The 24899-nt window shown below is 62.8% G+C and carries 23 protein-coding genes; 16 read left to right on the forward strand and 7 right to left on the reverse strand.

Going from position 1 to position 24899, the window contains the following annotated elements; translation table 11 throughout:
- Nucleotides 1-280: 280 nt before the first annotated feature.
- From O1W68_RS10665 to ligA, 8 genes are all read left to right on the forward strand, one after another.
- The gene (locus tag O1W68_RS10665) at nucleotides 281-1081 is read left to right on the forward strand and encodes an electron transfer flavoprotein subunit beta/FixA family protein (RefSeq protein ID WP_084348522.1); all 801 of its coding nucleotides are present in this window, start codon (nucleotides 281-283) and stop codon (nucleotides 1079-1081) included.
- A gap of 43 nt (nucleotides 1082-1124) precedes the next feature.
- A complete protein-coding gene (locus O1W68_RS10670) occupies nucleotides 1125-2081 on the forward strand; it encodes an electron transfer flavoprotein subunit alpha/FixB family protein (RefSeq protein ID WP_269303390.1) in 957 nt (318 codons plus the stop codon).
- Between the two features lie 160 nt (nucleotides 2082-2241).
- Nucleotides 2242-3063, forward strand: coding sequence for a GNAT family N-acetyltransferase (locus tag O1W68_RS10675; protein ID WP_269303392.1), 822 nt, complete (start codon nucleotides 2242-2244; stop codon nucleotides 3061-3063).
- On the forward strand, nucleotides 3060-3959 hold the full coding sequence (locus O1W68_RS10680) for a lysophospholipid acyltransferase family protein (RefSeq protein ID WP_269303394.1): 900 nt from the start codon (nucleotides 3060-3062) through the stop codon (nucleotides 3957-3959). The genes O1W68_RS10675 and O1W68_RS10680 overlap by 4 nt, the downstream gene beginning before the upstream one ends.
- A gap of 65 nt (nucleotides 3960-4024) precedes the next feature.
- Nucleotides 4025-5263, forward strand: coding sequence for a cysteine desulfurase family protein (locus tag O1W68_RS10685; RefSeq protein ID WP_269303396.1), 1239 nt, complete (start codon nucleotides 4025-4027; stop codon nucleotides 5261-5263).
- The gene (mnmA, locus tag O1W68_RS10690) at nucleotides 5263-6354 is read left to right on the forward strand and encodes a tRNA 2-thiouridine(34) synthase MnmA (RefSeq protein WP_269303398.1); all 1092 of its coding nucleotides are present in this window, start codon (nucleotides 5263-5265) and stop codon (nucleotides 6352-6354) included. Before O1W68_RS10685 ends, mnmA begins: the two co-directional genes overlap by 1 nt.
- Nucleotides 6351-7370 (forward strand): methionine synthase, encoded by a 1020-nt coding sequence (locus tag O1W68_RS10695; protein ID WP_269303400.1) that lies wholly within the window; start codon nucleotides 6351-6353, stop codon nucleotides 7368-7370. Before mnmA ends, O1W68_RS10695 begins: the two co-directional genes overlap by 4 nt.
- A 102-nt stretch (nucleotides 7371-7472) precedes the next feature.
- On the forward strand, nucleotides 7473-9572 hold the full coding sequence (gene ligA, locus O1W68_RS10700; RefSeq protein ID WP_269303740.1) for an NAD-dependent DNA ligase LigA: 2100 nt from the start codon (nucleotides 7473-7475) through the stop codon (nucleotides 9570-9572).
- A gap of 11 nt (nucleotides 9573-9583) precedes the next feature.
- Here ligA and O1W68_RS10705 read toward each other — a convergent pair whose 3' ends face one another.
- Nucleotides 9584-10234, reverse strand: a complete 651-nt coding sequence (locus O1W68_RS10705) for an amino acid-binding protein (RefSeq protein ID WP_269303402.1) — start codon at nucleotides 10232-10234, stop codon at nucleotides 9584-9586.
- A 269-nt stretch (nucleotides 10235-10503) separates the two neighbouring features.
- Between O1W68_RS10705 and gatC the strand changes: the two genes are divergently transcribed.
- Nucleotides 10504-10803 (forward strand): Asp-tRNA(Asn)/Glu-tRNA(Gln) amidotransferase subunit GatC, encoded by a 300-nt coding sequence (gene gatC / locus O1W68_RS10710; protein ID WP_269303404.1) that lies wholly within the window; start codon nucleotides 10504-10506, stop codon nucleotides 10801-10803.
- Entirely contained in the window at nucleotides 10800-12272 is a 1473-nt protein-coding gene (gatA, locus tag O1W68_RS10715; RefSeq protein WP_269303406.1) for an Asp-tRNA(Asn)/Glu-tRNA(Gln) amidotransferase subunit GatA, read from the forward strand. The genes gatC and gatA overlap by 4 nt, the downstream gene beginning before the upstream one ends.
- Nucleotides 12273-12327: 55 nt before the next feature.
- Here the strand turns inward: gatA and O1W68_RS10720 are convergent, their stop codons facing one another.
- Together O1W68_RS10720 and O1W68_RS10725 are read right to left on the reverse strand one after the other, a co-directional pair.
- On the reverse strand, nucleotides 12328-13725 hold the full coding sequence (locus tag O1W68_RS10720; protein ID WP_269303408.1) for an alpha/beta-hydrolase family protein: 1398 nt from the start codon (nucleotides 13723-13725) through the stop codon (nucleotides 12328-12330).
- Complete coding sequence (locus O1W68_RS10725) at nucleotides 13722-14390, reverse strand: phospholipase A2 (RefSeq protein ID WP_269303410.1); 669 nt, start codon at nucleotides 14388-14390, stop codon at nucleotides 13722-13724. Before O1W68_RS10725 ends, O1W68_RS10720 begins: the two co-directional genes overlap by 4 nt.
- 254 nt (nucleotides 14391-14644) lie before the next feature.
- Here O1W68_RS10725 and O1W68_RS10730 point away from each other — a divergent pair, with 254 nt between their 5' ends.
- The 5 genes from O1W68_RS10730 to O1W68_RS10750 all read left to right on the forward strand — a co-directional run bounded on the left by O1W68_RS10730 (nucleotide 14645) and on the right by O1W68_RS10750 (nucleotide 20412).
- The gene (locus O1W68_RS10730) at nucleotides 14645-15796 is read left to right on the forward strand and encodes a sensor histidine kinase (protein ID WP_269303741.1); all 1152 of its coding nucleotides are present in this window, start codon (nucleotides 14645-14647) and stop codon (nucleotides 15794-15796) included.
- A 10-nt stretch (nucleotides 15797-15806) separates the two neighbouring features.
- Nucleotides 15807-16469, forward strand: a complete 663-nt coding sequence (locus O1W68_RS10735) for a response regulator (protein ID WP_269303412.1) — start codon at nucleotides 15807-15809, stop codon at nucleotides 16467-16469.
- Nucleotides 16470-16552: 83 nt separating this feature from the next.
- Entirely contained in the window at nucleotides 16553-17584 is a 1032-nt protein-coding gene (locus O1W68_RS10740; RefSeq protein ID WP_269303743.1) for an ATP-dependent 6-phosphofructokinase, read from the forward strand.
- Nucleotides 17585-17677: 93 nt separating this feature from the next.
- On the forward strand, nucleotides 17678-19183 hold the full coding sequence (gene gatB, locus O1W68_RS10745) for an Asp-tRNA(Asn)/Glu-tRNA(Gln) amidotransferase subunit GatB (RefSeq protein ID WP_269303414.1): 1506 nt from the start codon (nucleotides 17678-17680) through the stop codon (nucleotides 19181-19183).
- Between the two features lie 14 nt (nucleotides 19184-19197).
- On the forward strand, nucleotides 19198-20412 hold the full coding sequence (locus O1W68_RS10750; protein ID WP_269303415.1) for a cation:proton antiporter: 1215 nt from the start codon (nucleotides 19198-19200) through the stop codon (nucleotides 20410-20412).
- Nucleotides 20413-20525: 113 nt separating this feature from the next.
- Here the strand turns inward: O1W68_RS10750 and O1W68_RS10755 are convergent, their stop codons facing one another.
- The 4 genes from O1W68_RS10755 to O1W68_RS10770 form a co-directional block, all read right to left on the reverse strand.
- Entirely contained in the window at nucleotides 20526-21149 is a 624-nt protein-coding gene (locus tag O1W68_RS10755) for a DUF6636 domain-containing protein (RefSeq protein ID WP_269303417.1), read from the reverse strand.
- A 374-nt stretch (nucleotides 21150-21523) separates the two neighbouring features.
- Nucleotides 21524-21781, reverse strand: a complete 258-nt coding sequence (locus O1W68_RS10760) for a hypothetical protein (RefSeq protein ID WP_269303419.1) — start codon at nucleotides 21779-21781, stop codon at nucleotides 21524-21526.
- A gap of 537 nt (nucleotides 21782-22318) precedes the next feature.
- On the reverse strand, nucleotides 22319-22567 hold the full coding sequence (locus tag O1W68_RS10765) for a PLD nuclease N-terminal domain-containing protein (protein WP_269303421.1): 249 nt from the start codon (nucleotides 22565-22567) through the stop codon (nucleotides 22319-22321).
- A gap of 70 nt (nucleotides 22568-22637) precedes the next feature.
- Nucleotides 22638-23762, reverse strand: a complete 1125-nt coding sequence (locus tag O1W68_RS10770; protein WP_269303423.1) for a PQQ-dependent sugar dehydrogenase — start codon at nucleotides 23760-23762, stop codon at nucleotides 22638-22640.
- A 113-nt stretch (nucleotides 23763-23875) separates the two neighbouring features.
- Here O1W68_RS10770 and O1W68_RS10775 point away from each other — a divergent pair, with 113 nt between their 5' ends.
- On the forward strand, nucleotides 23876-24814 hold the full coding sequence (locus O1W68_RS10775; RefSeq protein ID WP_269303425.1) for a DoxX family protein: 939 nt from the start codon (nucleotides 23876-23878) through the stop codon (nucleotides 24812-24814).
- Nucleotides 24815-24899: the final 85 nt, after the last annotated feature.

Here is a 24899-nt window from a genome sequence, read left to right on the forward strand (position 1 = left end):
CCGTGGGTGTCGCTGCCGAGGCTGCGTTCGAAGAATCGCTCACCGACGAGAGGTTAGTGCCTACGGGATCGGTTCGGCGGAGAGTGGTCACTTGGTTCGGTGCGGTCGGATGTATGGTCAATCGGGAAACGTCGTAAGTTACCCGCCAGTAACTTTGTATGGGGTAATCTTCGGCAGAGTCGTAAGAACTGCACTGCGGTGCTGCACCGAAGCGGCATTGCATTAACACCGAACGAACATTCGATACAGCGGAACATGACCAGGAGGTCGACGCAGAGCCATGACGAACATCGTTGTTTTGATCAAGCAGGTTCCCGACACGTGGTCCGAGCGCAAGCTGACGGACGGCGACTTCACTCTGGATCGTGAAGCAGCCGACGCAGTGCTCGACGAGATCAACGAGCGCGCAGTCGAGGAAGCTTTGCTCATCAAGGAGTCCAAGGGTGGCGAGGTGAAGGTCCTGTCCGCAGGCCCCGACCGCGCGACCGACGCAATTCGCAAAGCACTCTCCATGGGTGTCGATAGCGCTGTCCACCTCAACGACCCGGCCCTTCACGGCTCGGACGCGATCCAGACGGGCTGGGCCCTCGCGGCTGCGCTCGGTCAGATCGAGTTCGAAAACGGCGAGCCGACAGAGCTCATCATCGCGGGCAACGAGGCCACCGATGGTCGTACCGGTGCAGTACCGGCGATCATCGCCGAATACCTCGGTATTCCCCAGCTGACTCAGCTCCGCAAGTTGACGATCGACGGTGACACCGTCTCCGGTGAGCGCGAGACCGACGAGGGCATCTTCGGCCTCGAAGCCACCTTGCCTGCGATCGTCAGCGTCACCGAGAAGATCAACGAGCCGCGATTCCCGTCCTTCAAGGGAATCATGGCAGCGAAGAAGAAGACTGTGCAGACGCTCACGCTGGCCGAGATCGGTGTCGATCCCGAGACTGTCGGCGTCGAGAACGCTGGTACTACTGTGACTTCGTCCACTCCGAAGCCTCCCAAGACTGCGGGCGAGCGGGTCACCGACGAGGGCGACGGTGGCGACAAGATCGCGGCGTACCTCGTGGGCCAGAAAATTATCTGAGCACACACCCGAAGCAACGCAGACCACAAGAGGAGAGCAAGAAATGGCAGAAGTACTTGTGCTCGTCGAGCACGCAGAGGGAACGCTCAAGAAGGTCAGTCTCGAGCTCATCACCGCGGCACGCGCACTGGGTGAGCCGTCGGCAGTCGTGACCGGTCCGGCCGGCACTACCGACAAGCTGGCCGACGCGTTGGCAGAGGCCGGTGCCGAGAAGATCTACGCGGCCGAGTCCGATGACATCGACGGCTTCCTTCTCACCCCGAAGATCGATGTCCTGTCGAGCCTTGCGGAGTCCGTGAGCCCGGCAGCGATCATCACCGCGGCAAGCGCCGAGGGCAAAGAGGTTGCCGGCCGTCTGGCTGCGCGTCTCGGATCCGGGCTGCATTCCGACGTCGTCGCCGTGAACGGTGACGGTAGCGCCGTGTACTCCATCTTCGGTGGCGCGTTCACCGTCGAGGCCAAGGCCAACGGCGACGTTCCCGTCATCTCGGTTCGCCCGGGTGCAATCGAAGCCGAGCCGAAGGCCGGCGCCGGCACCCGCGAGGCCGTCGAGGTACCAGCTCAGGAAGAGGGCGTGACCAAGGTCACCTCGCGTGACCCGATCGTCGGCGGCGACCGTCCGGAACTGACCGAGGCGAAGGTTGTCGTCTCCGGTGGTCGTGGCGTCGGTAGCGCAGACAAGTTCAGCGTCATCGAAGAGTTGGCCGATTCGCTCGGTGCGGCCGTAGGCGCATCGCGCGCAGCGGTCGACTCCGGCTACTACCCGGGCCAGTTTCAGGTCGGCCAGACGGGTAAGACCGTCTCACCGCAGCTCTACATCGCTCTCGGAATTTCCGGTGCCATCCAGCACCGCGCGGGCATGCAGACTTCGAAGACGATCGTCGCGATCAACAAGGACGAAGAGGCACCGATCTTCGAGATTGCCGACTACGGCATCGTGGGCGACCTCTTCAACGTTGCACCGCAGCTCAAGGATGCAGTGAAGAAGCACAAGGGCTGACAGGCTCTGTAACCATCGAAGAATGTCCCCGCCGTCCTTGCGACAGCGGGGACATTCTTCTGTGACCACCAGTTCACAGCGGAAGCAGTTCACACGACGGCTTCGGACGCGTTACCCGCTGGATGCGCTGACGCCGCACCGAGTCGTTAGACACAGCATCATGGCCACCTCAGTCATGACTTCGCACATCTCGACCGCTCCCGTCACCGACCGATACACGGTGGTGATGGAAACCGACAAAGACCACCGCGAAGCCGCACAGCGCCTTCGCTATGACGTGTTCGCGGCCGAACCGGGCTTTCGAATGCCGAGTGATTCCGATGGACGCGATGTCGATCGATTCGATGAATACTGCGACCACCTACTTGTTCGCGACAATCTGAGCGACTCCTTCGTCGGGTGTTACCGAATGCTCCCTCCCGACGCCGCAATCCGGGCCGGTGGCTACTACACCGAGACCGAGTTCGACATCACCGCGCTCGATCCGATCGGCGCCAGGGTCGTCGAAATGGGCAGGGCCGTCGTCCATCCCGGTCACCGATCGGGTTCCGTTCTGGGTTTGATGTGGGCCGGAATTTTGCACTATCTCGAGGTCACCGGGCTGGCGTCGGTGATGGGTTGTGTGTCGGTACCCATGCAGTGCGGGCCTGCGGAACTGCCCGGTGCCAACGTTCGGGGGGTGCGTGATGTCCTCCTCGATCGGCATGGATCCCCCCTCGATCAGCGGGCTGTGCCATACAACCCCGTGGTCGTCGACGGAAGATCGCTCGACGACATAGCCAGCCCTGCCCGGATCGCGATTCCGCCGCTGCTGAAGGGCTACCTGAGGCTCGGTGCCACGGTATGCGGGGAACCTGCTCATGATCCGGCGTTCGCAGTTGCCGATTTCGTTGCGCTCCTCGGTCTGCAGCAGGCGAATACGCGCTACCTCGACCGGCTTCGTAGCGCTGCGGAAACGTTCGAGAGGAAGTCGAGCGCGTGAGCGATCACTCTTGGATGCCGTCGAGTCCGTGCGGAGGCCGATGCATTCCGCGCAGCCCGGAGTCCATCCGGCGGTTCGTAGTGGTGGTGCGCGCCGCATCGGCGTTGTTCGCTATCGGACTGCTGCCGCTGCTGATCCTGATCGGATTGTTCTGGCCGCGTGTCCGAAGAGGCGCGGCGACAATCGGCGCCAGGTTGTTGTTGGCGGCGGTCGGCATCGGTCTCCGGGTGGAAGATCTTCGATCCGACCGTGAAGTCTCGCGCACTCGGAACGGTTCGCTGGTGGTCGCCGGCCACATCTCCTGGACCGACATTTTGGTGTTGACCCCGATTCGCCCCGCCAGATTCGTCGCTCGGGCAGATCTGGTCGACTGGCCCGTCCTCGGACTCCTAGCGCGGTCGATGAAGGTGATTCCCATTGATCGAGGCAAACTTCGCGCACTTCCCGGGACGGTCGATCAGGTATCGGCCACACTGCGCGAAGGTGGCACGGTCATCGTGTTTCCCGAGGGAACTACCTGGTGTGGACTTGCCTACGGATCGTTCCGACCCGCCATGTTCCAGGCCGCGATCGATACCGAGACCTGGGTGCAGCCAGTTCGTCTGCGATATGTCGACACTGTTGGTGACCGGACGACGACTAGTGACCGGACGACGACATCGACGTGCTTCGTCGGGGACGAGACCATCGGTAAATCGATCGGGCGTATTTTTCGGTTGAAGGGCATAGTTGCGGAGGTCGCATTGGTAGCCCCACAAGCCCCAGGACACGATCGACGCGATCTCGCGCGTCGATGTGAGGTCTCGGTCAGGGCCGATGACGTGCACGACCGGCATTTGCATCCGATAATCGAGCGCGCGGGCATCGATCCGAAGGCCACGCCCGTGCACAGTTGATGCACTCCGCTCCCGGTATCGCGTGCGAAGGGCAACCGCGACGACCCGCTATCCTGGTAATCGTTATGCCATCTGCCCGCAGTTCGGCTGCTATCAACTCGACGAGTTCCCCCGTCTACCTCGATCACGCAGCGACGACACCGATGTCCGCCGCCGCGATCGAGGCGATGACTGCTGCGTTCTCGACCGTCGGCAACGCGTCGTCCTTGCACGGTTCGGGCCGTGCGGCCAGACGCCGTGTCGAAGAGTCACGCGAATCGATCGCGGTAGACCTCGGTGCGCGGCCTTCGGAAGTGATCTTCACCTCAGGTGGCACCGAAAGTGACAACCTCGCGGTGAAGGGAATCTTCACCGCCCGACGTGACGAAGACTCCCGTCGGACCAGGATCATTGCCGCATCCGTGGAGCACCACGCCGTGCTCGATGCGGTGGAATGGCTCGTCGCGCACGAGGGTGCCCAGGTTACGTGGCTGCCGGTCGACGCGTCCGGATGCGTGCATCCCGACGTATTACGCGCCGAACTCGACGTAACCGCGAGCGAGACTGCGCTGGTAACCGTCATGTGGGCGAACAACGAAGTCGGCACCATCATGCCGATCCGAGCTCTTGCGAGTATTGCTCGCGAATTCGATGTGCCGATGCACAGTGACGCCATTCAGGCAGTTCCACATCTGCAGGTCGATTTCGCTGCCAGCGGGCTGGCCGCGCTGAGTATCGCGGCTCACAAATTCGGTGGCCCGCAGGGCGCCGGAGCTTTGCTTCTAGGCCGGACCGTTCCTTGCGTTCCGCTGCTGCACGGTGGCGGCCACGAACGTGACGTTCGATCGGGCACCCACGACACAGCCTCTATCGTTGCCATGGCTGCAGCGCTGAGGGATGCCGTCGACAATCGTGAGCAGCGGCACGGGGAACTGTCCCGGCTGCGCGATCGCATGATCGCCGGGGTCCGTGCGATCGATCCCGATGTGATCGTCAACGGCGCCGCAGGCGAAGGTGGCCTGGCAGGCATTGCACATTTCACTTTCCCCGGTTGCGAGGGCGATTCGCTGTTGATGTTGCTCGATGCCGCCGGGATCGAATGCTCGACGGGATCTGCGTGCACGGCAGGCGTTGCAAGCGCCAGTCATGTGTTGACAGCGATGGGAGCGGACCCGTCGACTGCGCGGGGGTCGTTGCGGTTCTCGTTGGGAGCCGGTTCTTCCGACAGTGACATCGACGCCCTCCTGGCGGCGCTGCCTCAAGTAATCGAACGTGCCCGCGCTGCGGGACTTGCGAGCGTAGGAGCTCGGGGAGGACATCGCTGATGCGTGTTTTGGCAGCAATGAGTGGCGGAGTCGACTCGGCGGTGGCGGCGGCACGGGCCGTCGACGACGGACACGATGTCGTCGGTGTACATCTGGCGTTGTCCAGCGAGCCCGGGACGCTTCGCACCGGCTCACGTGGGTGCTGCTCGAAGGAGGACGCCGGTGACGCACGCCGCGCTGCAGACGTCCTCGGTATTCCGTTCTACGTCTGGGACTTCGCCGACCGATTCAAAGAAGACGTCATCGACGATTTCATCGAATCCTATGCTGCAGGCGAGACTCCCAATCCTTGCTTGCGCTGCAACGAGAAGATCAAGTTCTCCGCGCTGGCCGACCGTGCACTGGCACTCGGCTTCGACGCCGTCGCAACGGGTCACTATGCGCAATTGCACGATGGTGTCCTGCGTCGAGCGGTCGATGCCGACAAGGATCAGTCGTACGTACTTGCCGTTCTCACCGAGAGCCAGCTATCTCGCGCGATGTTCCCGATCGGCGACACACCGAAATCGGAGATCCGCGCCGAGGCATCCGAGCGGGGACTCGCTGTCGCCGACAAGCCGGACAGCCACGACATCTGCTTCATTCCGTCGGGTGACACACGAGCATTCCTCGGTGCCACGATCGGAATCCGGCCGGGCAAGGTCGTCGACGCCGACACCGGCGCCGAGCTGGCCGACCACGACGGCATACATGGATTCACCATCGGGCAGCGCAAAGGCCTGGGTGTCGAGGGGCCTGCAGCGGACGGGAAGCCGCGCTACGTGACGGCGATCGAAGCCGAGAGTGGCAACGTGATCGTAGGCTCGGCAACGCGTCTGGATGTGTGGGCTATTACCGGTGAGCGCGCAGTGTGGACGCAGGGGACCGCGCCGATCGGGCCGATCGAGTGCGTCGTGCAGGTTCGTGCGCACGGCGGGCTGACCGACGCCGTAGCCGAGGCCAACGCCGACGGAGGCATGGACATCACACTTCGCGCACCGCTCACTGGTGTTGCCCGGGGACAGGCTGCCGTTCTATATCGCCGGGATGTGGAGGGAGACATCGTGATCGGGAGCTCCACGATCTCCGGTACTCGTTCCGAGAACGTGTGACCGCGGGCGTTTTCAGCTCCCTCTCGACCGGTATCGGATCGTGGCCGGGCGTCGACGTTCGTGAGGCCTGCGCCATCGTCCTCGGGGAGCTGCCGGTTCTGCCTCATCTCGTAGAACTTCCCGCCCGCGGTATCGGGGCCGACATGATCGGTCGTACGGGTGCCATCATGGCGGATGTCGAATTAGATGTTCGAACTTCGGGTTATCGTGTGGCTCAGCGTAAGTCGCTCACCGGACGGCGTGCTGCGGATCTACTCCGCGAGGATCTCGATGTTCTCGAAGAGCTGTGGGAGACGGGTGGGTTCGCATCCTCGGGCCGCCGGTTGAAAATTCAGGTCGCCGGACCGTTCACCATGGCAGCGCAGGTAGAGCTTCGGTCGGCCCACCGCGTGCTGACCGACCGTGGCGCGGTGCGCGACTTCGCCGGATCGCTGGCGGAGGGCGTCCGGCAACACTGTGCGGAGATATCCTCGCGCCTCGGCGTCGAGGTAGTCGTCCAGCTCGATGAACCGAGTCTGCCTGCGGTGCTGGAAGGTTCACTGAGCGGGGTGACGATGCTGGATTCTGTGCGCGCCATGCCGGAGCCCGACGCGCTGGATCTGCTCGACACCGTCATCGCGGGTATCGGCCTCCCGGTTGCCGTCCACTGTTGCGCCCCTGCCGTTCCGCTCGAGTTGATTCGTCGCAGTGCTGCGCAGGCTGCGGCAATCGACGTCTCCATGCTGCGATCACGTGATCTCGATTCTGTGGGTGAGTTTTTGCAGGCGGGCAAGACGCTGATGCTGGGATTGGTACCCAGTATCGCCCCGGATCGGACACCGAAGTGGCGTGAGGTGGCGACACCTGCGGTGACGCTCGTCGACCGGCTCGGTTTTCCGCGGTCCGTGCTCGCGACGCAGGTGTCCGTGGTGCCTGCGTGCGGTCTGGCGGAGGCGACGCCCGACTGGGCTCGCACGGCACTGGCTCTGGCGAAGGACGTCGCAGACGCCTTTCAGGATGCGCCCGACTCCCTGTAGCGCTTTCGGTGCGCCAACCTCGTCAACGGTGTCGGTTGGTTCCGTTAATCTTCCAGGGTGGACGAAACGACTGCTGTACCGCGTTCTGCTGCCGAGCGTTCGATCGACAATCCATCAGGGGAGTCGGCGGGTACGCCTGCCTCGGGCGCCGATCGTGAACGGTGGCAGAGCCTGGCCGAGGAAGTTCGCGGCCACCAGTTTCGGTACTACGTCCGCGATTCACCGATCATCTCCGACGGTGAGTTCGATGTTCTGCTGCGAGAACTGACCGAACTCGAACAAGCGCATCCAGATCTTCGGACCCCCGATTCGCCGACGCAACTGGTCGGCGGAGGATTCGCCACCGACTTCACGGCAGTCGATCATCCCGAGCGAATGTTGAGTCTGGACAACGTATTCGATTACGACGAGCTTCGTACCTGGGCAAAACGAGTCGAGGCCGAGGCCGGCGTCGATCTGCACTACCTGACCGAGGTGAAGATCGACGGTGTTGCACTCGATCTGGTCTACGAAAACGGAAAATTGGTTCGCGGCGCTACTCGAGGTGATGGTCGTACCGGTGAGGACGTCACCCTCAATGCTCGAACGATCGAGGACATACCCGAGACCCTCACGGCAAGTGCGGACCACCCGGTCCCGACGTTCCTCGAGGTCCGTGGCGAAGTCTTTTTTCGTCTCGAGGATTTCCGGGCGCTCAACGCATCACTGGTCGAAGAAGGTAAGCCGCCCTTCGCCAATCCTCGGAATTCCGCTGCCGGCTCATTGCGGCAGAAGAATCCGGCTATCACTTCCAAACGTCGGCTGGGGATGATCTGCCACGGCCTCGGACGAATGGAGGGCTTCTCACCCGATTCGCAATTGCACGCGTACGAGGCTTTGAAAGCCTGGGGTTTGCCCGTCTCCGTTCATACGACACGCGTTCAGGGAATCGAAGCTGTCGTGGAGAGAGTGGCCTACTGGGACGAGCACCGGCACGACGTCGAACATGAGGTCGACGGGCTCGTCGTCAAGATCGACGATATGGGTCTGCACCGCCGACTCGGTACTACGTCACGTGCGCCGAGGTGGGCGATTGCGTTCAAGTATCCGCCCGAGGAGGTCACCACGACGCTCCTCGACATCAGGGTGAGCGTCGGTCGAACCGGCCGGGTCACTCCGTTCGCCTACATGAAACCGGTGCTGGTCGCCGGATCGACCGTGTCGTTGGCGACCTTGCACAACGGTTCCGAGGTCAAGCGCAAAGGCATTCTGATCGGGGATACCGTCGTGATCCGTAAGGCGGGCGAGGTCATTCCCGAGGTTCTCGGCCCTGTGGTGGATGCCCGCACCGGTGACGAAACCGAGTTCGTCATGCCGACGCACTGCCCCGAGTGCGGCACGCTTCTGGCACCCGCCAAGGAGGGTGATGCCGATCTTCGGTGTCCCAACTCGCAGTTCTGCCCCGGCCAACGACGCGAACGGTTGTTTTTCGTCGCCGAGCGTGGCCGTTTCGACATCGAAGGTCTGGGATACGAGGCCGCGACAGATTTGCTCGCGGCGGAGGTGGTTCTCGACGAGGGAGACATCTTCTCGTTGACGGAAGAGGACCTGCTGAAGACCTCGATCTTCCGAACCAAGGCGGGCCTGTTGTCCGCCAACGGGCGCAGGCTGTTGGACAATCTCGACTCCGCGAAGGATCGTCCGCTGTGGCGGGTACTGGTCAGCCTGTCGATCCGACACGTAGGCCCGTCGGCCGCTCGAGCGCTCGCAGGTGAGTTCGGCAGCCTCGACCGAATCGAGGCCGCCTCCCAAGAAGAATTGGCCGCTGTCGACGGCGTCGGCAACACGATCGCCACGGCGGTGTCGGAGTGGTTCTCGGTGCCCTGGCATCGCGAGATCGTCGACAAATGGCGTGCGGCAGGTGTGCGGATGGAAGACGAACGAGATTCCTCGATAGTGCGCAACCTCGAGGGACTCTCGATCGTCGTGACCGGATCGCTCGAGAAGTACTCGCGCGACGAGGCAAAGGAAGCGATCCTCGTTCGCGGTGGCAAGGCAGCCGGCTCGGTGTCGAAGAAGACGGCATTCGTCGTCGTCGGAGAGTCGCCGGGAACCAAGCACGACAAAGCAGTCGAATTGGGAGTGCCTGTGTTGGACGAAGCGGGGTTCACGACGCTGCTCACCGAGGGGCCCGGCGCTGTCCGGCCGGCCGAACCGGAGTAAGACGGACCGATCTAGTTCAGAACCGTGGCGACGATTCCGGCCAGGTATCCGAGGCGGGCTACTTCCGACGGCCTGAACTCGGGTCCGCCGGGGCGTCCCAGCATCAATACTGTTCCGGTCGTGCCCAGCGGCGCAGCAGCAAGTGTCGTGTCCATATCTCGCCATACCTTCGGGACCCAATCGGCATCGCCGTCGAGGCTTGCCGGACGCGTGAGCGGCATCCAGGGCATCTCGGTGGCGTGGGTTTCGGGTGCGCCCGAACTGCCGACGACTCGAAACGATCCGTGCTTGTTCGTGGCTACCACGACGCTCCACCCGACGCGTAGTACCCGTGGTGCGCCGTCGACCAGTACCTGAAGTCGATCGTCGGACGCTGCTGCGACGCGGTCGATGAGTTCCAATTCGCGGTGGGTGTCCAGCACTCCGGTGTACGGCCTGATGGAGTCGACTCGGACATCGGTCACATTCTCCGAGGCAGTGATCAACGTGTCCGGCAGGGAACCGGGCGCGACGTCCACTACGAGATCGTCCACCGCGTAGCCTTCCCCCCGTTCGATCACGTCGAGGGAGAGGATGTCCGCGCCCACGGAACCCAACGCGACTGCGAGTGCACCGAGACTGCCTGGTCGATCGGGCAGTTGAACTCGGAGCAGGTATGACATGTCGCAGCCTTTCGGTGGCGTGTGGCGGGAAGAGTTCGGAGCCCTCATGATCCCGATGCGCCGCATCTGCACAGCGCCGCGCAATCCTTGCATTGTCGCGGATATGAGGTCGAACTGCAGCCCCGCGCGTAACCGGAGCGACATATACCGCGGTGTCGACCGGGGAGAGTGAACGCTGGATGCGGCGACTGGATGGTCAGCTACTACGCTTGCACACGGTCGCGTACCTGTGCGGCTTGCTCTCGACATGTGTGAAAGGGGTCTACGCGGTGCCTGATATCTCCCGCGACGAGGTGGCTCACCTCGCCCGGCTGTCCCGGCTGGCTCTCAGCGAAGCCGAACTGGACGAGTTCGCCGGCCAGCTGGATTCGATTCTTCACTACGTGAAGACGGTCGCGGAGGTTGCAGCGGACGACGTCCCACCGACGGCCAATCCCAGTGCTATCACCAACGTGAAGCGACCGGACGTGATCGTGCCGGGCCTTACCCCCGAGCAAGCCTTGTCGAGTGCGCCCAACGCAGAGGGGAATCGGTTCGCCGTCCCGCAGATTCTGGGAGAGAACGAATGACCGATCTGACGGCTCTCGACGCCTCCGAACTGGCGTCGCGTATTCACTCCCGTGACGTCTCGGCAGTGGAGGTGACACAAGCTCACCTGGACCGCATCGACAAGGTCGACGGTGAGTTCCACGCATTCCTCCATGTCGCCGGAGCCGGTGCCTTGGTGTCCGCCAAAGAGGTCGATGCCTCGCTCGCGGCCGGGGATGCACCCGCATCCGCGCTCGCCGGGGTGCCTCTTGCACTCAAGGACGTATTCACCACGACGGACATGCCGACGACGGCTGCGTCGAAAATCCTCGAGGGATGGATCTCTCCCTACGATTCGACGGTCACCTCCAAGCTTCGGGCCGCGGGTATTCCATTGTTGGGCAAGACCAACATGGACGAATTCGCGATGGGCTCGTCCACTGAGAACTCGGCCTACGGACCCACCAAGAACCCGTGGGACACAACACGCATCCCAGGTGGCTCCGGAGGCGGAAGTGCGGCGGCCCTGGCCTCGTACCAAGCCCCGCTCGCCATCGGCACGGACACCGGCGGTTCGATTCGTCAGCCCGCTGCGCTCACCGGCACCGTCGGCACCAAGCCGACGTACGGCACGGTGTCTCGCTACGGGCTCATCGCCTGCGCGTCCTCGCTCGATCAGGGCGGCCCCTGCGGGCGCACAGTTCTGGACACCGCATTGCTGCACGAGGTCATCGCCGGGCACGATCCACGCGATTCCACCTCGGTCGACACCGTTGTGCCTTCGGTCGTAGCGGCAGCACGCGAAGGTGCCCGAGGGGATCTTTCCGGTGTTCGCGTCGGCGTCGTGAAGGAATTGCACTCCGACAGTTATCAATCCGGTGTCATCTCCTCGTTCGATGCCGCCGTGGCGACGTTGACCGGTCTCGGTGCCGAGGTGGTCGAGGTGTCGTGCCCCAATTTCGTGCATGCCCTCGCCGCGTACTACCTGATTCTGCCTTCCGAGGTGTCCTCGAACCTTGCCCGTTTCGACGGTATGCGTTACGGCGCCCGCGCCGGTGACGACGGAAGTAACAGTGCCGATCAGGTCATGGCCATCACGCGCGCCGAAGGATTCGGCGCAGAAGTCAAGCGCCGCATCATGATCGGTACCTACGCGTTGTCCGCCGGCTACTACGACGAGTACTACGGTCAGGCACTCAAGGTCCGCACGCTCATTGCCCGCGACTTCGACGCCGCCTACGAGAAGGTGGACGTCCTGCTGTCGCCGACGACGCCGACGACAGCGTTCCCGTTGGGGGACAAGGTGAACGATCCGATCGCGATGTACCTCAACGACCTGTGCACGTTGCCGACCAACCTTGCCGGCCACTGTGCAATGTCCGTGCCTTCGGGTTTGGCGGCCGAGGACGGGCTGCCTGTCGGCTTGCAGATCATGGCACCGGCGTTCGCCGACGATCGCCTCTACCGGATCGGTGCGGCATACGAGGTTGCTCGCGGCCCGCTGAAGTAGCGCACGGGGATCCTCGGTGTCGCGGTTCGCTTCCTGATCAGTCGAGACCGATCGGTCAGCATGCGGGCATCGAGGTTCCTTGGTCGGTACCGTATCGGTGGCCGTGTCCAGCAGGGAAGCCGAGTGCGGAGAACAGGTCCACTGTCGTCTGGACGAAGCTGACGCCCGGTATCCATTGCGGTATCGGTGCGTCGCGACGGGCGAAGCTCAGATCTGGTTTCGATCCGACGAGTTCGGTGGACCACCAGACGACCGGGTCCGATGCGTTCGCCATCATCACCGCGTTTCCGGGGGCAACCTCGTGCGCAGGTGGGCCCGCCCAGAGCGCTCCACACAGTCTCGTCGGCACAGTAGTTTCCCGGAGTACGGCTGCGGCCGAACTGCCTCCGATGGCCCCGAGGCTTTGGCCGTAGAGATAGAGTTTCGGCCGCGACTCGAGCGGTACCTCGCTTACGCGGCGCGATATCGCCTCGAGCAATGCCGTCGCTGACTCCTTGGCCAGAGGTTGTGCGAAAAGGAAAGTGGCCCAACTGGGTTCATGTGAATACTGAGCCACGACTGTGGCGACATCACCGTCGAACCGTGTTTCTAGTCCGGTGACGGCATTCTCGTCGATCCACCCGGAACCGGTCGGTACAGCGACGACGATGTGCGAGCGGTCGAATCCACCTGCGCGGTCGAGTTCGCGTACTGCCAACTCGGCGCGTGCTTCGACGTCGGTCGACGCTTGGACTCCGATGTAGGCGCGTACGGTCGAAAGATCGGTACCGCCCGCGGCGAAAATGCGGCCTTCACGGCCTAGATCGTTCCAGGTGATCAGCGATGCGGCACTGCCGGACCGAGTAGGCGACTGCGGAATCGGCAGGGAAGGGTCGACGAGCGAATTCGCTACAGCGGACCGTTCGGCAAGGCTGGAGAAGGCCATCGGTACCGTGATGAAGTAGGAGCAGAGCAGGAGGACTGTCAGCACCACAATCGCTTTCACTCTTCCCAGGCGTAGGTATCCGCGAGTGGTCGCGAGAAAGAGCACGATCAGAATCGCCGAGACGGAGACCGAACCGCACAGTACTTCGATCCAATGCAACCGGCTTGCTGCAGGCATGCCCATGGACGAGCGCAGCGAGCTCTGCCACCTCGCGTCGGCAGCTCCTGCGACAGCTACCGAGACAACACTTGCCGCAGCCGACACACGTCGGGCTCCGCGCTGCGGGGCGATCGGCACGAGTCGGCGGAGAAATCGGTGGAGTCCAGCCGACAGTCCGAGGCCGAGGGCCGCCAGGACTCCAGTGACCAGTGCTTGTGTCAGCGATGACCTGGGCAGAAGTCCCGGGGCAAGCGATGCAGTAACCATGACTCCGACGATCAGCGACGTCGCGACGCGAGGAACAGCGAGTCGGGGCTCGGGAGCAGTCCGAAGTGCAGCAGTGGGGCGCAGGCGGACGGACGTGGTCATGATGACACTGCCTGGCGGGCGCGACGAGAAGAATAGAGCGACAAGGCACCCAGCGCTGCGGCCGACAGTGAGGTACCGACAGCGCCGGCAAGCAGGAACGGTAGTGCAGGTTCCGGAATGGGTGTCCCGTCGTGCTGACGCCATGAGTTCAAACGAACCGAGGATGCGGCAACCTCGGCCATGCCGTCGCACACTGCACGAGAAAGAACTTCGGTCCGCTGCGCACACGCGGCGTGCATATCTGCTGCGAGCATCGAATCGAGGCTTCGTCGGGCAGAGGCGGGAAGTTTGTTACCGTGAATCGCGCCGTGGCGTAGCAGATCGTATCCGAGATCATGCGCTGCACAGGCAGATTCGAACTCATCGGGCAGCGGTACCGGCGACGAGCAACTACCCGCGGGATTCACCAGCAAGTCATGTTCGATGGTCGGGGAGTAACCGAAGTCGGGCGGCACTTTCGATGCCGCGTCGGCTGCGTCGTGCATGGTCAGTGCCTCGATGGCAATCGTGGTTTCGGTGCCAATCGTCGATCCGGATGGAGCGTCGGCACTCGCCGTCGGGACCGAGAACGCCACACTCGCAGCCAGTGCTGCGCACACCGCCGCCACCGTCACCAGGTGGTTCGCTCTTCTTGTTTCGCTGGGCGTCTCGGCCGTCTGCTTCATGGTGAGGACGCTATGAACGGGTCGTGCCAGGCGTCGTCGCCCTCCGGTGCTGGTTCTGCCCGATACCGACACCTGAACGTCGACGTTGCGCTGATACCTAGGGGTTGGTGCTTTCTCACTCCTCAGTACGATGACTTTTCGGGTCAGGGTTCCTAGTGTTCACACCTGTGGGCAGAAAAATACTCTCCAGAACGCGCCGGACGAACGGCGCACGGACGGGCGCCGTTGCGCGCGTCGTTTCCTATGTCGGTCCGATTCGGCTGGTGGACATCGCGATCGTGGTGATCACTGTCGTTCTCTATGCGGTGGCGTGGCCGACGCTCGCTCTCACCCATCTGGTTCCGGCCCCGATCATGCCGATTGTCGCGGCGCTCGCTGCGTTTCCGTTTGTCGCGGTCCGCACGAATCCAGCACTGGGATGGGCTGTTTCGGCAGGCTCCGGATTGATCATCCCGGTTGCGTTTTCGCTGCAGCCAGGATGGGACTATCCCTGGCAGGTCGTGCACATCATCGTTTTGCTGACTCTTCTGTTCGCGGTGAGCTTGCGATGTGCAGTGCCGATCGTGGCGGTCGCCTGGGTGTCGACCGTATTGCTGTTCGTTGCCGACATGCCCGGATCCGACGGGATCGGCTGGGCGGTGGGCCTGACGGCGATCACCATCTTCGGCCTGCTGATCCGCTGGCTGATCCTCTCGCGTCGACAACTGGCGAAGCAAGAGGAAGTAAATGATCTCGAGCGGACGCGGCGGACAGTGCTGGAAGAGAAAGCCAAGATTGCACGCGACCTACACGACGTGGTTGCCCACCACATGTCACTGGTCGTTGTTCAAGCCCAGACCGCACCCTTTCGTCTCGACGATGTATCACCCTCGGCCGCAGCGGAATTCGATGCGATCGGCGCCACCGCACGCGAGGCGCTCAACGAAATACGCGGAATGCTCGGGGTACTTCGAAGCGATGGAGAACAAGCGGCGGATGCGCCGCAACCCGGGGCAGCCGACGTCGAATCACTGCTGGAAGGCAGCCTCCGCGCAGGGGTCCGATTGAGCTGGACATCGACCGGAGACCCGGCGGTCATGTCGGATGCAGCAGGTCTTGCGCTGTACCGCATCGTGCAGGAATCGCTGGCCAATGTGGCCAGGCATGCCCCTGGGGCGGAAGTTCGAGTGCGGCTTGCCTACGACCAGGACCTGGTATCGATGGAGGTCGTCAACGGACCTGCACCTGGCATAAGACCTGCGGTGATCGAATCGGGCACCGGCGGACATGGTGTGCGCGGTATGCGCGATCGCGCGATGGCCGCATCGGGGTGGTTGGATGCAAGGATTCTCCCCGACGGCGGATTCGAGGTAGTCGCGCGGTTGCCGCCACGCGTCACCGCCCCAGCGTCAGACAGGTCGGCATAGGGTGTCGCCTGTGGTCATCACCGTTTTCATCGCCGACGATCAGACCATGGTTAGGCAAGGATTCGGCGCACTTCTAGCCGCGCAGTCCGACATCAGCGTCGTTGGCGACGCAGACAACGGCGCTACCGCGGTGACCGAAGTCGAACGTCTGAGACCCGACGTCGTATTGATGGATGTGCGGATGCCGCAGATGAACGGACTGGAGGCCGCCCGGGCGATCCTGCGCGGCTCGCACGACCCACCGGTGCGTGTCCTGATGTTGACGACGTTCGATATCGACGATTACGTGTACGAGGCACTGGCTATCGGTGCGAGCGGATTCATGCTCAAGGATGCGCCTGCCGAGGAATTGATTCGCGGCGTTCGCGTCGTCGCGGCCGGTCAGGCTCTGTTGGCGCCGTCGGTGACGAGGCGGCTCATCGCAGACGTGACCAAGAGACGTGGTTCGCTGCGGTCGGAGCCGGCGAAGTTGGCCGTCCTCACACCCCGCGAACGCGAGGTCCTCGAACTGATTGCACAGGGCCTGTCGAACGTCGAAATCGCCGAAGCCCTCTTCGTTGCGGAACAGACAGTCAAGACGCACGTCGGCAAAGTTCTCGGCAAACTTCACTTGCGCGATCGAGCCCAAGCAGTCGTGCTCGCCTACGAAACTGGAGTCGTCACACCCGGCTGATGTTGCCCATCGTGCTGCCGAAGCGGAGACGAACCGGCAAGATTACGGTGGACAGTATGGATTCGAGGAGAGGCGAGAATGCTATGCGCATCGGAGTACTGACCGGGGGTGGTGATTGCCCAGGTCTCAATGCGGTGATCAGAGCAGTGGTGCGCACTGCAGATGCGCGATACGGGTCGACCGTCGTGGGATTCCAGGACGGATGGCGTGGCCTGCTCGAGAATCGGCGCGTCCAACTCCGCAACGACGACCGAAACGATCGGCTGCTGACCAAGGGCGGCACGATGCTCGGAACGGCGCGAACCAATCCCGACGTGCTTCGGGCCGGGCTCGACAGAATCAAGGAAACGCTCGAGGACAACGGAATCGATGTCCTCATCCCGATCGGCGGGGAGGGCACTTTGACCGCCGCGCACTGGTTGTCGGAGGAAGGCGTACCCGTCGTCGGGGTGCCGAAGACCATCGACAACGACATCGACTGCACAGATGTCACATTCGGGTTCGACACTGCTCTGACGATCGCCACCGACGCCATCGACCGTTTGCACAGCACCGCGGAGTCGCATCAGCGGGTCATGCTCGTGGAAGTAATGGGCCGTCACGCCGGCTGGATCGCGCTGCATGCAGGTCTCGCGTCGGGATCGCACATGACGCTGATCCCGGAGCATCCTTTCGATGTCGATGAGGTCTGCGATTTGGTTCGGAAGCGCTTTCAGCGCGGCGATTCGCATTTCATCTGCGTCGTCGCCGAGGGTGCCAAGCCGAAGGAAGGATCGATGTCGTTGCTCGACGGCGGCATCGACGAGTTCGGACATGTCAAGTTCACCGGAGTTGCCCACCAACTGGGCCAGGAGATCGAGCGCCGGATCAACAAGGAAGTGCGCACCACGGTCCTGGGTCACGTGCAGCGCGGTGGCACACCCACTCCGTACGACCGGGTGCTGGCGACAAGGTTCGGAGTCAATGCAGTCGATGCTGCTCATGCTGGCGATTTCGGCCAGATGGTGTCGGCGCGCGGCACCGAAATCGGTCTCGTATCGCTTGCCGAGGCGGTCAAGCAACTCAAACGAGTGCCCGAGAGTCGGTACCTCGATGCAGCGGCGTTCTTCGGATAGAGCACCGTCTGTTCGTGTTCATACCGCACCTTCCAAGCGCGACGGGCACCCGTGGTTGCTCGCGCGATGTTCCGAGCGCATAAACTCCTGTCCATGACTGCTGCCATGGTCGATCTGATCGATTACGACGACGTGCTGACCCGTTTCGACCCCGTACTGGGTATGGAGGTCCACGTCGAGTTGGGCACAGCCACCAAGATGTTCTGCGGATGCCCGACGGCGTTCGGCGCCGAGCCGAACACTCAGGTGTGCCCTGTGTGCCTGAGTCTTCCGGGGGCGTTGCCCGTCGTGAACGAGGCGGCCGTGGAATCAGCAATCCGTATCGGCCTGGCCCTGAACTGCTCGATCACGCCGTGGGGAAGATTCGCGCGTAAGAACTACTTCTACCCGGATCAGCCCAAGAACTACCAGATCTCCCAGTACGACGAGCCGATCGCGACCGAGGGCTATCTCGACGTGTTGCTCGACGACGGCAGTACCTTCCGCGTCGAGATCGAGCGTGCCCATATGGAAGAGGACACCGGAAAGTCCACTCACGTCGGCGGCGCCACCGGCCGGATCGAAGGGGCGAGTCACTCGCTGCTCGACTACAACCGCGCCGGAGTTCCGCTGGTCGAAATCGTCACCAAGACCATCACCGGCACCGGCGCCCGTGCACCAGAGGTCGCTCGCGCGTACGTGACCGCGCTGCGCGATCTGCTGAAGTCGCTCGAGGTGTCCGACGTCCGGATGGATCAGGGCTCGCTCCGGTGCGACGCAAACGTATCGCTCATGGAGAAGACGGCAACCGAGTTCGGCACCCGCACCGAGACCAAGAACGTCAACTCCCTCAAGAGCGTCGAGGTCGCCGTCCGCTACGAGATGCGTCGTCAGGCCGCCGTGCTGGTAGCTGGTGGCGAGATCACCCAGGAAACACGCCACTTCCAGGAAGTGGACGGAACAACGACCAAGGGGCGCAAGAAGGAGACCGCCGAGGACTACCGGTACTTCCCCGAGCCGGACTTGGCGCCCGTCGCGCCGGACGCTGCGTGGGTCGAGGAACTGCGCGGCACGCTTCCGGAGTTGCCGTGGTTGCGCCGTGCGAGGATCCAGGCCGACTGGGGTGTCTCCGACGAAGAGATGCGGGACCTCGTCAATTCCGACGCACTCGAACTCGTGGCTGCGACCGTCGACGCCGGTGCACCGCCGCAGGCCGCGCGTTCGTGGTGGGTCTCTTACCTGAGTCAGCAGGCCAACATCGCTGGCATCGAATTGGGCGCACTCGCGATCACACCCGTTCAGGTCGCCGAGGTTGCCGCGCTGGTCGAAGACGGCAAGGTCAACAACAACGGTGCTCGTCAGATCGTCGACGGTGTTCTGGCCGGTGAAGGTGAGCCTGCGGCAGTCATGGCTGCCCGCGGCCTCGTCATGGAGAAGGACGAGGGGAAGCTTCAGGCAGCGGTGGACGAAGCTTTGGCAGCGAATCCCGGTGTCGCGGAGAAAATTCGCAGCGGCAAGGTGCAGGCTGCGGGTGCGATTGTGGGCGCTGTCATGAAAGCGACTCGGGGCCAGGCCGATGCGGCTCGGGTGAAGGAACTGGTACTTCAAGCCTGCAGCTGAGTTAGAGTCGGCCCATGCCGTCGGCGGGTGCATCGCTCTTCTGGATCTCACTGATTGCGGTGCTCGCGCCGCTCGCCGCAGGGTTCGTGCCGCGGCGATTACTGCCGGAAGTCGTTCTTCTGTTGGTGTTCGGAATGCTGGTGGGTCCGAACGTTCTCGGCCTCGCCGTCGATGGCGCCGAAGTGGACTTGCTTCGCGAGCTCGGCCTCGGCATGTTGTTTCTTCTCGCAGGTTTCGAGATAGATGTCTCGGAAATTACCGGGCGAGGGGGCCGTCGGGCGCTGACTACGTGGCTGGTGAGCCTCGCCGCAGCTTTCGGGGCGGTATTTCTGCTTGGACAAACGGGTATGGCCACCGCGGAAATAGCGGTGGCCATCGCCTTGACATCGACGGCTCTCGGGACATTACTGCCGATCCTCAAGGACGGTGGTCTACAGAACACACCGCTTGGACGCACCGTGATCAATCACGGAGCGATCGGCGAGCTCGGTCCGGTGATCGCGATGGCCGTTCTGCTCGGTTCACGCGGTGACCTGAAGTCGATCCTGATTCTCGCGCTGTTCGTCGCTGCGGCCGTTGCTGTCGGCTTCATTCCTGCGCGATTGCTCCGTGAAGGTTCCGATCTACTGGCGGTGATTCGTCGAGGCGCCGGCACCACCGCACAGACGACGGTCCGCCTTACGATGCTGCTGCTCATCACGTTGACCGCCATCGCGACGATCTTCGGGCTCGACATCATCCTCGGTGCATTCGCCGCCGGGTTCATTCTGCGCCGGGTCGTACCGAGCGGCGACGAGCAGCTCGAAACCAAACTCGAGGGCTTGGCATTCGGGTTCCTGATCCCGGTCTTTTTCGTGACCTCAGGAATGTCGATCGACATTGGTGCGGTGATCGCGGAACCTGGCATTCTCCTTGCGTTTCTGGCTCTTCTCGTCCTGATTCGGGGTGTTCCGGTTTTCATCGCAACCAGGTTGGATCGACAGGAGAATTTCACCACCCGTGAGCAGTTCCGCGTTGCGCTCTACGCGACGACCGGCCTGCCACTCATCGTCGCGGTCACCGGTGTAGCTGTCGACGCGGGGGAGATGTCCACGGCCAGTGCCTCGATACTCGTTGCTGCAGGCGCGATTACAGTGTTGGTACTCCCGCTGATCGCGACCCTCCTTGCCTCGGATCCTCCGAAGCTCGAAGAGTCACCCCATGAGGTACACCCTCGAGAACCCTCCTGAAGCCAGGCTCGACGGCGTCCTCGGCCGGGCGTCGACGATCATGAGGTCCAGGTTTTGAGGTGCTTGGCAGCCGTGCCGTTGTTACCGAGCTGGTAGACACTGATTGCCGCCGGTCAGAACCAGGGTGCTGATTCGGCGGACAGTTCGAAGCCGTGACCGTTGTCGGTGGCGCATGCCATGCCGCTCCGGCGGGACACGCAGGTGTATCCACCGGTAGTGACGGACTGGCCGTACTCCAAGACTGTCGGGTGTTCGGTAGTGAATACACCCTGGTTGAAGCACGATGGCTCCACGCTATCCGGATGCAGGTAGAAGCCCTTGCTCAACTGTTCGACGGTGAAGGTGGGATTGACGCAGTTCGCGCCGTCCGGAACAGGTGCATCGCGGGCTTGGCATCCGGAACCGTAGGTTCCTTCGGAGATGCGGCACCAGATGTTGCCCGACGGAGATACCCACGCTATTCCGTATCCGTCAGCGGACAGCGAGGACGGGTCGACCGCGCGCACATCGTTACTGGGGTCAGCAACGTTGGTGTCCGTCGACTCGACGGGCTCAGGATCCGTCGTAACCGTCAGTGCGGGTGTCGATGCCGACGTTCCCGTCCCGTTCGAACCGTCCACGGCTGTGCATCCGGTGAGCATCGCGATGGCAGCGGCAACGGCCGCAGCAATCGATACATGCGCGCGGTTCTTGCACAACGAATTCCGTCGCGTCCGCTGGTCCGCGAGTTGGTTCATGAACGAAATCCTAGCCGGGGGGTGGTGCACATTTCGAATACTGCGTGTCCGCCATTCTCAGTGCCAATTCTCCGGCTTCGATCGAGTATGGAATCCTCTGTCGTGGTTGGGTTCCAGGTATCGACGAGGGCTGGCTGCACTGGGAATTCCCTTAACCCTGCGACATGTCTCTACTGACACTTTCTCGGCAACGCACGATGGCGAAACACCTGAATTGGTGCATAACTATTCAAAGGAAGATATTCGGGACGACGCACGCAAACCAGTGGCAGTTTCACCCCAATCCGGAATCGCCGAACGGAAACTCCCAAGCACATGTCGCGACATGCAACTGGCCACAGATCGCCCGACAGAATGTCTACCGAGGCCTCTATTCATTGACGGTCGACTGCGATATCCAATACCAGTCCGACATCCATCCGATGGGTGTACCCACTGCGCATTTCGCCGCGGTAGAACCACCTCGGACTTCGCGCCACGGTCCGCAGAATGTCCGAACCCTCGATTGGCTCCCAGCCTTGGCCTTCGACTTCCTGGTATGTCTGTGATCGGATCTTGATTCCGACCACGAGACCGATGGTCAACGGAATTCCGTTCGGAGTTGAGCCCGCGAGCAGTGTTCCTGACAGCACACCGCGTATGTCACCGGTCAGAAGTCCTTCAGGATCCTGTGGGGCGTTTATCCAGTACGCGACAGTCCCTCCGGATTTGAGAGTCCGGCGTTCGGGTGCCCAAGTCGGATTTCGAGGGAAGGCCGAGCGTAGGGCTCGTCTGCGCTGCGAAAGCTTAACTTCCAAGCGGCTTTGAGGCCGACAACTGGCGGTGGGGCTGCTCCGTCTTCGATGTCCAGGTTGTCGATGTCGACGATCAAGACATCGACCATTGATTCGACCGGTGTTGGGTCGGTGAAGCGATGCATCGATTGTGTCCCGTGCAATTGGAGGAGCCGACGGACGAAGCCGTCGGGCACGGGATTACCCTGCCCTCGAGATTACCCGGTCGTGGTCGACACCGTCCGGCAAGGGATCTTTTTTTCGGTGTCTCACCGAAACGCTGCCGCAGAACCGGACGAATCTGGGACGGATCCGCTTTTCGGGCAGCGACCGAGTACTGCTCTGTTCATTCGCTTCGTTCATCGAGAGCTGCGTCGGCGAGATCCGCAGCGGCCTTCAGTTTCCGTTGTCGCTGAGCGGGTCTCTACCGTCATGCCGAGGTCGGGCCCAGAACCATAGGAGCGCACCGAACAAGGGAAGTGCGAGTACGAAAATGCACCACCACACCTTGCCGCCAGGGCGCGGATGCTCGGTGCGAAGTATCGATACGCACGCAACTCCTGCAAGCAGAAACCAAACCAATACCGTTGCAGTCCAGGCCACATCGAACGCCAGCGGCAATGTGGGATTGATGTGGTCATTCATCGCTGACGTACTCCTTCCAACGAGTAGGTCGATGCGGACTGCCGCATTGAACAGCGCGCACAGGAGAGGGCTAGTCGAACCCGCCGCCGCCTGCCGGAATGGGAATCTTGACTACTCGATCGTCGTTGGGGCCGGGGGCGTCGCTGTTCTTGTTGACGGTGCCGGCCCAGACCTGACCGTCCGGAGCCAGTGCCGCGCCGTTGAGTTGGCCGTATCGATCCTGAACGAGCAGTGTCGGAGCCGCGGTGACCGAGCCGGTGTCCTGATCGGTGGCGAGTACTGCCATCGCGCGGGCGGTGGTCAGTGACACCGCTACGGTTCCGGGTCCGGCCGCGCATCCCGCGACGCCAGGGCGGTCGGGCCACGTCCAGACCGGCGAGATCACCGAACCGAGGGGATCGATGCGCTGCAGTCGATCCTCGACTGCTGTGCGATCGGTGACCCAGATGCTGCCCGTCGGATCCAGGCACACATCGCCTGCTGTTCCGATGCCGCTGAGCGCGACCTGAGGCGGGGGCTGCGTCGCCGACGGTGTGAGGGACTCGACACGTAGAAGCTTCCCGGCCAACGACGCGGGATTCGTTGCCGCAGAAGTATTTCCCGCATCTCCAGTCAGAACGAGCAGTTGGTTCGGGCTGTAGAAGTCGAGTGCGCCGCGATTGCCTTGGCTCCCCTTGGGAATGCCGGTGAGCACAGCCTTGGGGGTGTCGCCGACTGCGATCCGTACGACGCGGTTGTCCGAACCGGTAGTGATGTAGGCGTAGATCAGCCCGTCCTCGGCATAGGTGGGGGACAGTGCGAGATCTAGAAGTCCTCCGTCGCCTTGCGCGTCGACGTCGATCTGTGCGATCTGGATCGGAGACTGCCCCGCGGTCACCTGCATGATTCGTCCTGTGCGACGCTCGGCCACCAAGGCGGACATCCCACCCGGCAACACCACGAGACCCCCCGTCGAGTCCAAGCAGGTGGCGATGACGTTGGGGTCTGGGTCCACGCAGGGCCCCGCAGGCGGCACCTGCCCGCCGGGTTGCGTCGACGTCGGGGGTGCATCGGGATCCACCGGATTTATCTCCGCTGCACCGAACGACGGTTCCGGGCTGAAGGGTGTCGACGCCGACTCGTCGAAACGCGCGCATCCGGTCGCGATCACTGCCGTCACCGCGAGGATGGCTGCTGCAGTTCGGGTCGGCTTCATCATCTGAAGGGTACTCAAAAGAGAGGGGGCCATCGTGAGGCGGCCGCATTTTGTGCCGCCGCGCGGAGTCGAATGAGCCTGGATCGGTCACGCAGCGATCTAGTGTTGAGTGCGTGACCGACAAGCCTCGTGACTCCGACGCATCCGACACCGGCTACGAACCGGCGTCGAGCCCGTACGACCAACCGACCGAACAGCTGACGCCGACGACTCGGTCGACTCCGACCCCGCCTGCGACATCCACTGGCCCAGCTAGCAGTGGATCGGATCGGATGCCGCGTACCGATGACGAACTGGACTTCGGCGAGCGCAGCTCCGGGTCGTATCCGACCGAGCAGATACCGTCGTTTCGGCCGTCCAAGTACGACGAACCGATCGCCCCGGATTCACGGTACGGCGCCGGTGCCTACTCGGAGCAGCCGACAGAGTTCATCGAAACACCAGCGGCCAACACTCGTGGGAGTGGAGCCGCCGAGGTGGCCGCGCCCGTTCCCGAGCCGATCACCCGGACCGAAACCGTCGAGATCCCTGCGCGCAGAGGTACGACGGATCTCGGTTTACTCCTACTCAGACTGGCTGTGGGCGGAATTTTTCTGGTCCACGGGCTGCAGAAGCTCATCGGCCTGTGGAACGGTCCGGGTCTCGACGGATTCCGCACTCTTCTCGAGGACTCCGGCTACGAGCAGGCCAATCTGTTGGCCATTGCCGGCGCAGTCGGTGAGACGGCGGGTGGTGCGCTACTGATCCTCGGCTTGGCCACGCCGTTCGCCGGGGCCGCGGTACTCGCTGTCGCCATCAACGCGTGGTGCTTCAAGCAGGCAGCAGAGCCTGGCCTCGCATTCTTCGCGCCGGACGGCGTGGAATACGAAACCTTGCTCGGTGTTGCAGCGGCGGCGATCATTTTGACCGGCCCGGGCAAAATCGCCTTCGACGGTCGTCGAGGCTGGGCAACGCGTCCGCGCTTCGGCTCGTTCATCGCGCTCGTACTCGGCATCGCAGGCGGCGTGTGCTTGTGGATTTTCCTGAACGGTGCCAACCCTCTCGTCCAGTAGATTTTCCAACAGTGAAGGGCCCGGGTGCGCTCTATGCGCAACCGGGCCCTTCACTGTTTTTCAGCGCTCACGGGACGCATTGAAC

The sequence above is a fragment of the Rhodococcus sp. H36-A4 genome, from assembly GCF_027158005.1.
Classification (GTDB): domain Bacteria; phylum Actinomycetota; class Actinomycetes; order Mycobacteriales; family Mycobacteriaceae; genus Rhodococcoides.

Coding starts and splice junctions, on each gene's coding strand:
- O1W68_RS10665 (WP_084348522.1), top strand. CDS start 281: ATGACGAACATCGTTGTTTTGATCAAGCAGGTTCCCGACACGTGGTCC.
- O1W68_RS10670 (WP_269303390.1), top strand. CDS start 1,125: ATGGCAGAAGTACTTGTGCTCGTCGAGCACGCAGAGGGAACGCTCAAG.
- O1W68_RS10675 (WP_269303392.1), top strand. CDS start 2,242: ATGGCCACCTCAGTCATGACTTCGCACATCTCGACCGCTCCCGTCACC.
- O1W68_RS10685 (WP_269303396.1), top strand. CDS start 4,025: ATGCCATCTGCCCGCAGTTCGGCTGCTATCAACTCGACGAGTTCCCCC.
- mnmA (WP_269303398.1), top strand. CDS start 5,263: ATGCGTGTTTTGGCAGCAATGAGTGGCGGAGTCGACTCGGCGGTGGCG.
- O1W68_RS10705 (WP_269303402.1), bottom strand. CDS start 10,234: ATGTCATACCTGCTCCGAGTTCAACTGCCCGATCGACCAGGCAGTCTC.
- gatA (WP_269303406.1), top strand. CDS start 10,800: ATGACCGATCTGACGGCTCTCGACGCCTCCGAACTGGCGTCGCGTATT.
- O1W68_RS10720 (WP_269303408.1), bottom strand. CDS start 13,725: ATGACCACGTCCGTCCGCCTGCGCCCCACTGCTGCACTTCGGACTGCT.
- O1W68_RS10725 (WP_269303410.1), bottom strand. CDS start 14,390: ATGAAGCAGACGGCCGAGACGCCCAGCGAAACAAGAAGAGCGAACCAC.
- O1W68_RS10740 (WP_269303743.1), top strand. CDS start 16,553: ATGCGCATCGGAGTACTGACCGGGGGTGGTGATTGCCCAGGTCTCAAT.
- gatB (WP_269303414.1), top strand. CDS start 17,678: ATGACTGCTGCCATGGTCGATCTGATCGATTACGACGACGTGCTGACC.
- O1W68_RS10750 (WP_269303415.1), top strand. CDS start 19,198: ATGCCGTCGGCGGGTGCATCGCTCTTCTGGATCTCACTGATTGCGGTG.
- O1W68_RS10755 (WP_269303417.1), bottom strand. CDS start 21,149: ATGAACCAACTCGCGGACCAGCGGACGCGACGGAATTCGTTGTGCAAG.
- O1W68_RS10765 (WP_269303421.1), bottom strand. CDS start 22,567: ATGAATGACCACATCAATCCCACATTGCCGCTGGCGTTCGATGTGGCC.
- O1W68_RS10770 (WP_269303423.1), bottom strand. CDS start 23,762: ATGAAGCCGACCCGAACTGCAGCAGCCATCCTCGCGGTGACGGCAGTG.